Source organism: Photorhabdus sp. RM71S, from assembly GCF_042879355.1.
Taxonomy (GTDB): Bacteria; Pseudomonadota; Gammaproteobacteria; order Enterobacterales; family Enterobacteriaceae; genus Photorhabdus; species Photorhabdus kayaii.
On sequence record NZ_JBHFKV010000001.1, the window covers coordinates 119,358 to 134,384 of the forward strand.

The window sequence follows — 15,027 nt, forward strand, 5'->3', positions numbered from 1 at the left end:
TATTATACAAGGATTATATTATGAAAGAAAAATTGCTTTTTACTCTAGTTTTTATCGGCACGCTCTCATTATCATTAATGGCAAACAGCGCCAGAGAATTAGATATAATAAATGGTCAACCTGCGGAACCGGGTGAATTTCCATTTTATTCAGCACTTAACACAAAAGATGGAAACATTGAAGGGCACCGTTGTGGCTCGGTATTAATCAATAAACGTTGGGTTTTAACAGCAGCTCACTGCGTTGAAGATGATAATATAAAATCCACAATCTATGTAGGATTAGAAAGGTATAAACCTACACCAATTTATAAGAATAAAGTTGATATTGAAAAAATTATTATTCATCCAAAATGGTTTGCACGAAAACGGGGGCAATATGACATAGCGCTCATTAAGCTCAACCGAGATGCAAACAGTGATGCTTTTGCAAAACTCAATGGAATAGATGAAACTATTGATCTGCCAGTTGATACAGAATTAACGGTTATTGGTTTTGGAAAAACAGAAAGTGTATCAACACCGAATATATTAATGAAAACCGATGAATATATCCTTGATGATAAGAAATGTATCGAAGTTCCTCCGGGATACCCTGATACAAATTACGATCCGGCAATAAATATTTGTTCTAGTAATCAAAATGGAGGTGTCGGCGGTGGGGACTCAGGAGGGCCATTGATGGTTAAAACAAGTAATAAAGATGATATCGTTTCTGGGCTGGTATCTCGTTCACTCCTAAAACCAGCAGAACAGTTTACCAAGGTCAGTTTTTTCAAAGATTGGATAATTGAAACGGTGAAGGAAAATTAACTCTTATTAGGTCTGCTGTAAAATTGCTCTTATCGAATTAATCTGGCCTTAACATAAAAAAATTAATAAATAAGAAGGAAACTCAATGCCTGAGGCGTGATCAAATCTTTTACGATGAAGTGACTCACATAATCCTCAGGCATAAATAGCACACTATTTCATATTGTTCTCTTCGTTTGGAGTAAATACCATTTAGGTGTTGTTAAGATAACGGCCCCTTTTATTATATTCTCAGCTTTATGCACTGGATAGGAGTTAAACTCTGTTCTTGCACTTCTCGCATCACTGAAATCTTTATATTTAATTAGTCTCTTAGTTTCAGCTGGAACACCTGAGTATCTTGCCGCCCATTCTGTTTCCTCTAAAATAAGTGGAGCATTCAGTCTATCAATACCCCTATCTCCAAACTGTTGTGCAGTTAAATCGATTACATAATCTTTACCTTCTTTCTTACCAACTACTACAAAATGGTTCATCGGACTCGAACTCGTGGCGTTATCCCAAATAAATATCGCTCTAAATCTTATATGCTCCATTTCTTTCTTTTTCATAAAGTCAGCCACGGGTTCCATTAATGAATCACATTTTCCTGATGGATATTCAATCTTTTTCCCAATTGTTGGATTATTTTTAAATTCGTTTAAGTAGTCAGCAGCTGGAATATCTTCAGCTAAATTACGAGTAATCTTTTGTGGTGTCGTACTCCTTATCGGTTCGAACTCGGCTTCTACCACATTCTGGCTTTTCCAAGAACTACCTCTACCCTTTTTACTTAATTTTTCACCTTTGCTAAATCTCCGTGCAATTGCTCCAGTATTGAAAAGTGAATGTATTACAGATGTGACAACTAAATTCAATAAAGCCTCTTTTCGCAATGCAGTGCTTTCTTCATCTGTATTCGCTATTGCAGATTGAATAAGTGGTATTCCTGTATTGGCAATAATAGAAAGAATATAACCTACAATTGGTCTAAACGGGGTAACCATTGAACCAACATCAATAACATCCCTAGATATTTTAAGAAAATAATCTAATTTAATTTCATTTTCAGAAAAGCTTTTTTTATCCATATCTTTTATATACATATCAAGAAATTTATTTACTGTTATTCCTTGAAATCCTGAAAACTTACTAATTATCTCATTGATAAAATATTTCACATCTTCATCACTTCTAAATTCATCTATATATTTTTCATAATCAACTGTAATATAAAACAATTTACTTAAAACACCGTTAACATACTCATTATTTGTTTTCATTATCTGTGTTCTTCCACTATGCCTATTATTAAAAATTTTCCTATCATCTTTCAAGATTAACTCTTCCACCGTAAAACTATATAATATAGATTTACCTGGATTCCTACATACATCGAATGTTGGATTTAGTTTACATTTATCAGTTATGAAGGGTTTGCTTTCAATAGTAACTGTATCATTTAAATTAACTTTACCACCAGAGATCTCCTTTACTCTAAAATCAATATATTCTCTAAAAGGTAATATTTTACTAATAGAATCTTCTACTTCATTGATTTTCGCAATAAATTCATATAGTTTTCCAAAAAATTCCATGATGAATTCATCCATGTTATTACCTAAATTATTAATGAATAAATCCTGCTGCATTTCAGATGTCACTTCTTTAGGGAAAATAATTTTCTGTTTAATATCATCTGACACAATTCCTTTTAATAAATCAGAAACCAGAATTTTATCTTCACTACCATCAATAACCAGTTGGGTTCCTATACCAATCTTAGAAATCACATTATATTTCTCTAGTAACCCTTTAAGATAATCAGTCAAAAAAAGATTTATAAATTCCTCATCATGAGATAAAGTTTGATTAAAATACTTGGGTTTATCTGCAATAAGTTGAGATCTTGATTTTTTTTCATTAAGATTGATTTTAGTAAGAAGAGGAATATTTATATTATCAAGGTTATTCTGCTCCTGGAAACTACCCTGATCACTCTGTACTTCCTGTTGATGCTCCGGCTCTTGTTCACCTAATTCAGAACCGACTTTTTGTGGTATTGTTATTAGAGAGTGAATACTATCGGGAGTAGAATGAACACTTTTTCCTTTAGGAACCTCTCTTCTATTTTTCTTATTTTGCGTATTCTTTCCAGAGTTAAATTGCACTATCAGGTTATCTGGACTGGAATATCCAGCTGTTTCTGTTTTTGTTGCTTTCATTAGATTGGTACTATTTTCGCTTTCTATTGTCGACAATGGAATAGAATAATTCATATGTATTTTGAATAATGCTTCTTTTAAACCGGGTCTGCGAGGGGGAAGTGTTGGGCTTTCTCTTTCAGTTTTGGAGGCTTTCTCCTCATCCTGCCACTTTTTAAATATATTACGCTCTGTTACTGGTAATGTATCCTGGAAAGGTGGAGGAAAAGTAATTTCTTCTTTTACCTTTCTTACTATCATCAGAGTAAATACAATAATTACTAATCCAATTCCTAATCCAACTCCTAATCCAACTCCTAATCCAGTTGCTACCGCAATAGCAATAGCAATAGGGCTATATTTAATAATTTTATTTCGTGATAAAGTAGGATTTTCTGATTTCTGTTCAGTCCTATCCTTTGATAACATGGGTGAATTTAATTCACTTCCATCATTATTTATATCTATTGAAATATGTTGAGTTGATGAACTCTTATTACCATTATTAGTAGTTGCTTTTGTGTCGTTATTAGTTTTAACTAGCTCTTCATATTTTAACATTTCTGTCTCCGAAATTATTAATATAAATAATAGAATATTTATTTATATACCCTATAGATTTCAAGATGCATCGCGACGGCAAGGGAGCGAATCCCCGGGAGCATAGCGAACTATGTGATCGGGGTGAGCGAGTGCAGCCAACAAAGAGGCAACTTGAAAGATAACGGGTATATCAATATATTCCAGTAATAAACTCACTACACATTACCTGAAAGATAATTATCCAATAAATCAAAAGAGAATTGATTCAACGAAAGAATCGCGATACATAACTCAGCAAAAGAATCTGCATTTGTTGGGGCAGCTAACTTAATCAAAGAGGCCAATTCTGTTTGCATGACAGTATAAAGATCATTCTTTTTTCCAAAATATTCAAGATGTAATCGTAAAAAATCATCTACAGTGAATTTATTCAAAGCTAAGTCAGCAACATCATCAATCAACAGCTCAAACGAACTGGCAATTAGATTTACTTCTCGCCTACTACGCCGTAAGCCTGGACCACCCTTATATAAACCCAGTAATTTTTCCCAGAAGTTATGGTTTTTCATATGTTGTTTATGTGCTCTATCCAACTCACCAGCATTTAACGTGCGTGGTTCAAATATTTTTGGTCTCGGCCTCCACCATTCAGGGTTTTGAGCAATTACATTACTATATTTCAATGGGTAAGCAGTCACTCTTTTTCCTAACTTATCAGCCAATATTTGCCCTGAAGACTGCTTACCAAATGCACCATAACAAGATTGAAATTCGATGGCACCTACCATTCTGAAGTCAATGATATCACCGGCACGTAGACTTAAGCCACGAACAACGTCAGAGAACTCTATCGCATCCATATAGTTAACAATCCAAGGAGCACCATGGATTTTAATATGCAATTTGTTACCGTTTAATCCAAAAGATGAATCTTTACCAAGAAGTGCACTTTGCCGCATCGATTTTACATTAATTTGCCCCGCTACTACGGTATAAGTGCCCAATTTCCCATTTGAAAACTCGCCAAACTGGCTCGAAGAAACGACGGTATCCGCATGATTAAATGACGAACCAAGATTCTCTGGATTGAATATTGCAAATTCGCCCTCACCCAAACTGATCATAAGGTTTTTGACCGAATATTCACTCTCTTGAAACACAACCACGGTCCCTTTAGATAAGGTAGTAAGATCAGCAATATTATTGATATTTCTTTTGTTAGTTAGTAGATGATCAACCGTTCTCTGTACACTGTTTGGATCCAGAAGTGCTTTTACAACATCATTAAAAGCTGATGCCTGCTCAAAGGCTAGCTCACCAGATTGCTCCAAAAGATCAGAAATAAATTTTCCAATATCACCTGCTTGGCCTGATGATGTTAAAGACTGAGCAACTTCTTTTATAGATTTGCCATACCGTGCTTGTGCTCCCACTGGATAACCGGCGTAAATATCCAATAAAGATGAACTAGCTAAGTCATGGCTCTTTAAACCTTCCCCTTCAAATTTCCCCAATTGTTCCGCCGTTATGATCTTTTTACCATCACTAAGTGAGTTATCCAACACACTATTTTTCATTCCGGCAAATCTGCCATTGCCGATGCTGGCAACCACATGGACTGGTCTCGCTCCTTTATTAGGCATATTAGGAGCAACTTCCATGAAAACCAGCATTTCTCCTTCTTTCACACGTAATAGCTGTTCAACATTCGTTATCTTTCGGGGGCTTTCGAATAAGTCATCAATTCGCCCACTGTTGCTAATTCCTTTATATTGAGCGGCTTTTTCCAACCCATCAATCAATATCTGAGCTTGTGTGTCAGTAACCACTTTTGCTTTCTGCAACACATCAGTTGCAAAGCTCCAGCAGACATCTTGACTACTACTTCCCGAAAGAATACTTGTACGTGCTGCATCTCGTACAGGATTGCTGCAACCTAGCCCTGAATAACTCACAGGCATTTTTTTATTGCTTATATCCAGATCACGCTTTGCAGTGATATACCATTGAGGTTCTGTTAAGACGGTGGCTCCTTCTATTACATCAACAGGGTGATGCCCTGGATAGGAATTAAACGTTGTTCCTGCGCTTTTCGCATTACTGAAATCTTTATATTTAATGAGTTTCCTAGTTGAAGCACCTGAATATTTGTTCGCCCATTCTGATTCTTCCAAAATAAGTGGGCCGTTCAGGTCAAGCATACCTTTATTTTCAAACTGATGTGCAGATAAATCGAATACATAATCTTTACCATTTTTCTTACCAACTACTACAAAATGGTTCATCGGAGCCGCATTCATGGCATTATCCCAAATATACATCCCTCTATATTTTATATCCGTCATACCATTATCTTGCATAAAGCGAGCTACGGGTTCCATCAATGATTCACATTGCCCTGTTGGATTTGTAATCTTTTCCCTGATTTTTGGATTAGCTTTCAGTTGGTTTAAATAGTCGGCAGCTGAAATATCTTCAGCCAAATTATGAGTAATCTTTTCTGATGTCGTACTCCTTATTGGTTCGAACTCAACTTCTGCCTTTTGCATATGCTTTGGTGCTGATTTATCCAATCGAGCTCCCCCTCTTAAACCAACATCTGAATGTCTAATCCAGAGCCCATTGTTATCTCGTTTAACGGGAATTGCATAATTAAATCTACCGGAATTGGCCGGGTTCATTATCCTCCATGTTCGGTTATCATTATCCCAACGTGCCTGCCAGAAATCTCCGTGTTGTTTAATATAATAGTTTGTCTGCATATCGATATTGGCATTACTAGTACGTAACTTATAAATGTCTTCAAACCGACCATCACTAGTTCCTGCCGTCATTAGCTCAAATCCCTGATCGGGAACTTTCCATTTATCGGGCAATTTATTATATCTATTGACGTTTGATTCCAAAAAATTAATAGCATCATTTTGTACCTGAACTCCTTTTTTTAAAGAGATTGATTTTCTGAATATCTTATTAGCACCCTTTAAAATATCTTTGGTCGGTAAAGGTACGATTAAATCAATCATACCACTTTTTAACAAACGGAGAACCTGGCGGGCATCCAAGAGCTCCATCGAAGGCAATTCTCTGATTACTGCCCTTAATAACGCTCTGCCAGAATATCTGACGCTAAGTTCAACAGTTCTAGTCGTAATTTTCGTTAATACTTGATTTGATATTGGTAACCCCAATGTCATAACAGTGATAATGACACTGATCGAATCAAAAGCGATAGAAACTACATCCCCAGCATCTGGGCTATAATCGCTGTCGGTAACCGCCTGATAAATGACATCATAAAAAGGAATTAACACTGTAGCAATAGTATGTAAAAAAGAAGCATCATCTAAAGTAATTTTGCTTTTATCCGCAATATTATCTAGACCTTCTTTTAAAAGACTATTGATGACATTGAAAACATTGTATTCTTCTGGAAATTTCCTATCATAATCATAAGTATGAGAAAATGGTTCATTTCCCTTTATCTTAATTCTATTTTCAAAAAAATTATCCCAGAATTTTTCATGGCTATAAACTAAATGATAATCTGTAAAAAAAATCGGAAAAATCGCCTGATTACGGTTTATACTATTCATTTCTCTTAATACGGGAGAGTCAGGTCGATGCACAAAATTATTATCTGGTTCTTTCAGAGCTTTCAGTAAATCGTTACTATTTATTTCCTCTTGTTTGTATTTCTTCATCTTTATTATTCCATCAATGAAAGCAATTAATAACCAATCACCAGATATTAATTCTAGAAAATTAATTTTTCCGATATGATTATCAATAGAAAAAGAAAAAGCTTTTTTGGGTGGTGTCACAATTTCTGTAGGAGTTATCCCCAGATCTAAGGAAGAAAGATGTAATTTTGTTAACATGATTGCTTCATAATTACTATATTTATCTTTATATTTATTAAATTGAGTTGTAAATTCTCTTTGGCTATCAAATTCTTTTCTCCTTTTGAAATCGAGGAAAGAGTAATATCCTTCTGGTAAAGTGGCTCCATTTTGCATTGGATTATATTGACGTTCGTCCATCAGATATTTTTTTATGATAGTGTATATTGTAATGTTATCAAATGTATTAATGTCAAACGATTTATTAATCATCATCCAATAAACTGCCGCTCTTAGCCGGGTAGTATCAAAATAATCCTCATCAGAGGATTCATCTGGGATAGTAGTTGTTATATTATTATGATCTTTTTGTTGTTGTATCAGTGAAGATATTTCATTAGCTTTTAAAATATCTAAATAATTATTTGAGGTATGATGATTTTCAATGTCATGTATAATTTTTTTATCCAGATTATTAAGATTCAACAAGGTTTCTTGAAAGCTATATTTTAATGATTCAATATATTTAAGATAATATATGGCTACGGAAATAATATATGATATTACCTCATCGTTAGTTGCAAAATTTTTTTCTCCATAATTTTCGGTTGCCTCATGGTTTATTTTGTCAATTAAATAATCTATTAAATCAGAAAAATGATCAACATTTTCATAAGAAAAGAGATTATTATTGGAAATATAATTTTCAATATTTTTTAATGTTAATTTACAAATTTCGTATGATGATTTTTCCTCACTTTCTCGATTATTAAGTTCTTCTAGCTTACTCTTGTAAATGTCAGTCTGGTTCTTAAGATAATTTGATTCATTTTCCTTATATCTTTCAAGTTCATTGATTTTCTTATTATAATTATCTTTATCCTTATCATATGTATTCTCTCCCGATAAGTAATCTGCCAAAGCTACATCAAATACGGCTCTAATTTTTGTAACATCGAATGTATTATAATACTCTTCCCATTTAATATCATTGAGGCTAGTCTTAGTAAGGGGAGAGATATTTATATTATTAGGGTTACGCTGTTCCTGAGAAATACTCTGATCACTCTGTACTTCCTGTCGATGCTCCGGTTCTTGCTCATCTAATTCAGAACCGACTTTTTGTGATATTGTTGTCAGAGAGTGAACACTATCGGGAGTAGAATGAACACTATTTCCATTATGAAGATCCCTTCTACCTTTAGTATTTCGCGTATTCTTTCCAGAGTCAAATGGTACCATCCCGTCATTTGGACTTAAATATCCAGCTGTTGCTTCCATTTGATTGGCACTATTTGCAATTCCTCCTATCAGTGATTGCAATCCAGCAAAAATACATATAACTAGCCCGGCTTCTGCTTCTTTTTGCGTGGGCATGGGAGAGTAAACTGTTGGGTTATTTGCTTCATTGATCAAGGCCATATCCTCTTCAAATTCATTACGCTCTGTTACTGGTAATTCATCCAAGCATGAATCCCAGAGAGATGGAGGAGACAACAATATTGATTTTACGTATCTTACTATCGTCAGAATTCCTAACCCAGCTGCTACCATAATAGCGATAGCAATAGGGCTATATTTAATAATTTTATTTCGTGATAAAGTAGGATTTTCTGATTTCTGTTCAGTCCTATCCTTTGATAACATGGGTGAATTTAATTCACTTCCATCATTATTTATATCTATTGAAATATGTTGAGTTGATGAACTCTTATTACCATTATTAGTAGTTGCTTTTGTGTCGTTATTAGTTTTAACTAGCTCTTCATATTCTAACATTTCTGTCTCCGAAATTATTAATATAAATAATAGAATATTTATTTATATACCCTATAGATTTCAAGATGCATCGCGACGGCAAGGGAGCGAATCCCCGGGAGCATAGCGAACTATGTGATCGGGGTGAGCGAGTGCAGCCAACAAAGAGGCAACTTGAAAGATAACGGGTATATCAATATATTCCAGTAATAAACTCACTACACATTATCTGAAAGATAATTATCCAATAAATCAAAAGAGAATTGATTCAACGAAAGAATCGCGATACATAACTCAGCAAAAGAATCTGCATTTGTTGGGGCAGCTAACTTAATCAAAGAGGCCAATTCTGTTTGCATGACAGTATAAAGATCATTCTTTTTTCCAAAATATTCAGGATGTAATCGTAAAAAATCATCTACAGTGAATTTATTCAAAGCTAAGTCAGCAACATCATCAATCAACAGCTCAAACGAACTGGCAATTAGATTTACTTCTCGCTTACTACGCCGTAAGCTTGGACCACCCTTATATAAACCCAGTAATTTTTCCCAGAAGTTATGGTTTTTCATATGTTGTTTATGTGCTCTATCCAACTCACCAGCGTCACCAGCGTTTAAAGTGCGTGGTTCAAATATTTTTGGTCTCGGCCTCCACCATTCAGGGTTTTGAGCAATTGCACCGCTATATTTCAATGGATAAGCAGTCACTTTTTTTCTTAACTTATCAGCCAGTATTTGCCCTGAAGACTGCTTACCAAATGCACCATAACAAGATTGAAATTCGATGGCACCTACCATTTTAAAGTTGATGACATCACCGGTACGTAAACTTAAGCCACGAACAACGTCAGAGAACTCTATCGCATCCATATAGTTAACAATCCCAGGAGCACCGTGGACTTTGATATGCAATTTGTTACCCTTTAATACAAAAAGTGAATCTTTACCAAGAAGTGCACTTTTCCGCATCGAGTTTACATTAACTTGCCCCGCTACTACGGTATAAGCGCCCAATTTCCCATTGGAAAACTCGCCAAATTGGCTCGAAGCGACGACGGTATCCGCATGATTAAATGACGAACCAAGATTCTCTGGATTGAATATTGCAAATTCGCCCTCCCCCAAACTGACCATAAGGTTTTTGACCGAATATTCACTCTCTTGAAACACAACCACGCTCCCTTTAGACAAGGTAGTAAGATCAGCAATATTATTGATATTTCTTTTATTAGTTAGTAGATGATTAACCGTTCTCTGTACATTGTTTGGATCCAGAAGTGCTTTTACAACATCATTAAAAGCTGATGCCTGCTCAAAGGCTAACTCACCAGATTGCTCCAAAAGATCAGAAATAAATTTTCCAATATCACCTGCTTGGCCTGATGATGTTAAAGACTGAGCAACTTCTTTTATAGGTTTGCCATACCGTGCTTGTGCTCCCACTGGATAACCGGCGTAAATATCCAACAAAGGTGGACTAGCTGAGCCATAGCGCCTTAGACCTTCCCCTTCAAATTGCCCCAATTGTTCCGCCGTTATGATCTTCTTACCATCACCAAGTGAGTTATTCAACGCACTATTTTTCATTCCGGCAAATCTGCCATTGCCGATGCTGGCAACCACATGGACGGGTCTCGCTCCTTTATTAGGCATATTAGGATCAACTTCCATGAAAACCAGCATTTCTCCTTCTTTCACACGTAATAACTGTTCAATATTCGTTATCTTTCGAGGGCCTTCGAATAAGTCATCAATTCGCCCACTGTTGCTAATTCCTTTATATTGAGCGGCTTTTTTCAACCCATCAATCAATATCTGAGCTTGTGTGTCAGTAACCACTTTTGCTTTCTGCAACACATCAGTTGCAAAGCTCCAGCAGACATCTTGACTACTTCCCGAAAGCATACTTGTACGTGCTGCATCTCGCACAGGGTTACTATGACCTAGCCCTGAATAATTCACAGGCATTTTAACCATATCCTGGCTTTTTCCTATATAAACTCCAGTTTTTTCAATAACCGCTTTATTTTGTACTTGGGATCCTTTTTTTAAAAAACTTGATTTTTTAAGGCCCTTATAAGTACCATAAGTACCTCGAAAAATATCTCTGATAGGAAAAGGTTCGATTAAATCAATAATACCACTGGCTAATAGACGGGAAACCTGACCAGCATTCAGGAGCTTCATCGAGGGCAATTCTCTGATTACTGCCCTTAACAACGCTCTGCCAGAATATTTGAGGCTAAGTTCAGCAGTTTTAGTCGTAATTTTCGGTAATACTTGACTTGATATTGATAAACCCAATGTCATAACAGTGATAATGACACTTATCGAATCAAAAACGATAGAAACTACATCATTAGTATCTAAACTATGATGGCTATCAGTAACTTCTTCATAAATGACACCATAAAAAGGAATTACCATTGTAGCAACAGTATGTAAGAAGGATGCATCATCCAATATAATTTTACTGTTATCCGAAATATTATCCAAACCTTCTTTTAAAAGATTTTCAATTATATCAAAAGTATTAAATTTTTCTGGAAATTCTCTATCAGGCTTATCAATATAAAAGATTGGTTCTGTTATATTAATTTTATTTTCATAAAAATCATGCCAAAATTGTTGATAATTCTTATTTGAAGAAGAACCATCTGAATCCTTTATATTACCCAAACGTCCACCTGGGAAAATCTTTTTATTTGTCATAACATTACGAGCAACTTCACGAGCATAAATCAATTCAGAATTAAATCCTGTATTTGGGTTTACCAAGGCTTTCAAGAAATTATTATTATTTATTTCCTCCTGTGTATATTTCTTCATCTTTATCCCACCATCAATGAAAGAAATTAATAACCAATTACCAGATGCTAATTCTAACATATTAACTTTTCCTATATGACTAGTTATGGAAAAAGAAAAAACCCTTTTCGGTGATGTCACAATTTCCATAGCAGTCACGCCAAGATCCAAAGAAGAAAGGTGTTGTTTAGTTAATATGTTTGCTTCATAATTGCTGTATTTATCTTTATACTTATTAAATTGAGTTGTGAATTCTTTTTGAGTATCAAAATCCCTTCTTCTTTCAAAATCATAGAAAGAATAATATCCTTCTGGTAGGGTAGATATTTTCATCATTGGATTATATTGACGTTGATCCGTCAGATATTTTTTTAGGACAGTATATACTGAAATATCCTTCAACATATTAATGTTAAAATATTTATTGATCATCATCCAATAAACAATTGCATTCAACAGTGTAACTTCAAGATAATTTTCTTCAGATAATTCATCGGAGATAGTCACTGTTATATTCTGATAGTCTTTTTGTTGCTGTATAAATGAAGATATTTCATTAGTTTTTAAAATATCTAAATAATCATTTGAAATACGATGTTCTTCAATTTTATTTATAATTTCTTCGTTTATTTTATCAACATTCAACAAAACTCTCTGATAACTATTTGTTAGTAATTCAAAATATCTACAGTAATGTATTATTCCATAAATAAGATCTAATTTAGTTTCATTATCAATTAAAAAATCCGTTTCTCCATCATTGATATTGGTCGTCACCCCATTAATTTCATCAATTAAAGAATTTATTATATCAGGTATATATTCAACATTTCCATTAGAGTCATTACTTCTTATATAAATCGGATAATCAATCTTTGAAATTATTGATTTATAGTTTTTATACGATGATTTTTCATCTTTCATAAAGATATTAAGTTTTTCTAGTTTATTATTAATTTTTTTAATCATATCATCCAATTTTTTTAATTTATTTTCCTGAACCAGAATATCTGGATTAGGTTCAATGTTTTTATCTATTTTTTTCTTCTCTCTTTCGAGTTCATTTATTCTCTTATAAAGATCATTTTTCTCCTTATCATAAATATCATTTTCCGACAAATAATCCTCCAAAGCCACATCAAATACATCTCTACTTTTTGGATCATCAAATGTCTTATAATAATTTTCCCATTGAGTTTCATTGAGATTAAAATTAATATTATAAAGGAAAGAGGTATTTATATTATCAAGGTTATTCTGCTCCTGGAAACTACTCTGATCACTCTGTACTTCCTGTCGATGCTCCGGTTCTTGCTCATCTAATTCAGAACCGACTTTTTGTGATATTGTTGTCAGAGAGTGAACACTATCGGGAGTAGAATGAACACTATTTCCATTATGAAGATCCCTTCTACCTTTAGTATTTCGCGTATTCTTTCCAGAGTCAAATAGTACCATCCCGTCATTTGGACTTAAATATCCAGCTGTTGCTTCCATTTGATTGGCGCTATTTGCAATTCCTCCTGTCAGTGATGGCAATCCAGCAAAAATATACATACCTAGCTCGGCTTCTGCTTCTTTTCGCGTGGACACGGGAGGGTAAACTGTTGGGTTATTTGCTTCATTGATCAAGGTCATATCCTCTTTAAATTCATTACGCTCTGTTACTGGTAATTCATCCAAGCATGAATCCCAGAGAGATGGAGGAGACAACAATATTGATTTTACGTATCTTACTATCCCTAACCCAACTGCTACTATAATAGCGGTAGCGCTAACCTTAATAACTTTATTTCGTGATGAAGTAAGATTTTCTGATTTTTTTTCGGTCTCATCTTTTGATAACATGGGCATATTTAATTCAATTTCATCATTATTTATATCTATTGAAATATGTTGAGTTGATGAACTCTTATTACCATTATTAGTAGTTGCTTTTGTGTCGTTATTAGTTTTAACTAGCTCTTCATGTTCGAACATTTCTGTCTCCGAAATTATTAATATAAATAATAGAATATTTACATTAATGAAAAATTCATTATAAATCTTTAGAATATTGATAATGACTGTTAGTATAAAGCCATTATCAAATAACGCCTGAGATAGCTCTCTTTATACACCATTATAAATATTTATTGGAGTTTGACTTATTGATTCAATTTCCTTCCCATAAATATAAATGTTGGAATTTTTAAACTCTATATTGGTGATTTCCATTTTTGTCCCAGGAAGTAGTTCATTATTTTTTTCGCTTTTTTTAATTTCACTATTTCCTGGTTTATTTAACTCAAGAGGTGAAGTTATATTGCTATTCTCTAATTTTTTAGGCGTCATTAACTGACTCGTCGATTTTTTACCTTGACTGCTGTTTTCAAACATTTTTTTGAGGTCGTTAACATTTACCATGGTATTATCACCTATTCATTTTTGACAATGAGTATGTTAGTAAAATATAAAAAAGATATTTATATTTACTTTTGATCCACAGAAGCAAACGTCTGCTTAACCGCGGTTATATTATCTTTTTGAATACCTTCAAGTTGTACAGGTGCTGTCACTGAATACAATAAAGAAAGGCGTGGGTGATTGCCTAGAGCCTGCCAAAAGTTACCTAAGCTGTTTAGATTTTCCTGCGGTGGGATCACTTTAGTGTATGCCCCAGGAATTTCAGGTAATTGACGGTTGTTAATCAATGCCTTCAAAACATATGTCATTACTTGTGCTGCCTGATTATCAGGCTTACTGTCAGGATTGGAACCTCCACCTGGCTTACTCGAATGCCAGTAAGTAATTAAATAGTTATAATTAATATTGACCCATCCCGGTAATAATAAATTATTCGTGTGGTTATAACGTCTTGGTTCGGCAGAACGTAATTGTAGATCCTCGTGTATATCATAGAGAAATACACTTACTGTAGGCTCCGACGGGATTGAATTTGTTTCTGGCAAATCAAAACGAATATCAATAGTCTGACCAGAAGCATTTAAATACTGATATAAAATATCATTTAATGCTTTATTAACTTCTACGATAGCATTGCTTGGATCAATTATACTTGTCATATCAACTCCAATTT

6 protein-coding genes and 1 pseudogene are annotated in these 15,027 nt (G+C 34.2%); 1 reads left to right on the plus strand and 6 read right to left on the minus strand.

The window, feature by feature from the left end; translation table 11 throughout:
• The first annotated feature begins 20 nt into the window (after positions 1 to 20).
• Complete coding sequence (locus tag ACGF5R_RS00500; RefSeq protein WP_387689150.1) at positions 21 to 812, plus strand: S1 family peptidase; 792 nt, start codon at positions 21 to 23, stop codon at positions 810 to 812.
• Between the two features lie 158 nt (positions 813 to 970).
• Here ACGF5R_RS00500 and ACGF5R_RS00505 read toward each other — a convergent pair whose 3' ends face one another.
• From ACGF5R_RS00505 to ACGF5R_RS00530, 6 genes and pseudogenes are all read right to left on the minus strand, one after another.
• Positions 971 to 3,556, minus strand: coding sequence for a hypothetical protein (locus tag ACGF5R_RS00505; RefSeq protein ID WP_387689153.1), 2,586 nt, complete (start codon positions 3,554 to 3,556; stop codon positions 971 to 973).
• 60 nt (positions 3,557 to 3,616) lie between these two features.
• Positions 3,617 to 3,754, minus strand: a complete 138-nt coding sequence (locus tag ACGF5R_RS00510) for a hypothetical protein (RefSeq protein ID WP_387689156.1) — start codon at positions 3,752 to 3,754, stop codon at positions 3,617 to 3,619.
• Positions 3,754 to 9,159: a hypothetical protein gene (locus ACGF5R_RS00515; protein ID WP_387689159.1), complete on the minus strand. Its 5,406-nt coding sequence runs from the start codon at positions 9,157 to 9,159 to the stop codon at positions 3,754 to 3,756. Before ACGF5R_RS00515 ends, ACGF5R_RS00510 begins: the two co-directional genes overlap by 1 nt.
• Positions 9,160 to 9,356: 197 nt before the next feature.
• On the minus strand, positions 9,357 to 13,928 hold the full coding sequence (locus ACGF5R_RS00520; RefSeq protein ID WP_387689162.1) for a hypothetical protein: 4,572 nt from the start codon (positions 13,926 to 13,928) through the stop codon (positions 9,357 to 9,359).
• 132 nt (positions 13,929 to 14,060) lie between these two features.
• A complete protein-coding gene (locus ACGF5R_RS00525) occupies positions 14,061 to 14,354 on the minus strand; it encodes a hypothetical protein (RefSeq protein ID WP_387689164.1) in 294 nt (97 codons plus the stop codon).
• A 68-nt stretch (positions 14,355 to 14,422) separates the two neighbouring features.
• Positions 14,423 to 15,013: pseudogene (locus tag ACGF5R_RS00530) on the minus strand (DUF4255 domain-containing protein); the annotation flags it as partial.
• Positions 15,014 to 15,027: the final 14 nt, after the last annotated feature.

Coding starts and splice junctions, on each gene's coding strand:
- ACGF5R_RS00500 (WP_387689150.1), top strand. CDS start 21: ATGAAAGAAAAATTGCTTTTTACTCTAGTTTTTATCGGCACGCTCTCA.
- ACGF5R_RS00505 (WP_387689153.1), bottom strand. CDS start 3,556: ATGTTAAAATATGAAGAGCTAGTTAAAACTAATAACGACACAAAAGCA.
- ACGF5R_RS00515 (WP_387689159.1), bottom strand. CDS start 9,159: ATGTTAGAATATGAAGAGCTAGTTAAAACTAATAACGACACAAAAGCA.
- ACGF5R_RS00520 (WP_387689162.1), bottom strand. CDS start 13,928: ATGTTCGAACATGAAGAGCTAGTTAAAACTAATAACGACACAAAAGCA.
- ACGF5R_RS00525 (WP_387689164.1), bottom strand. CDS start 14,354: ATGGTAAATGTTAACGACCTCAAAAAAATGTTTGAAAACAGCAGTCAA.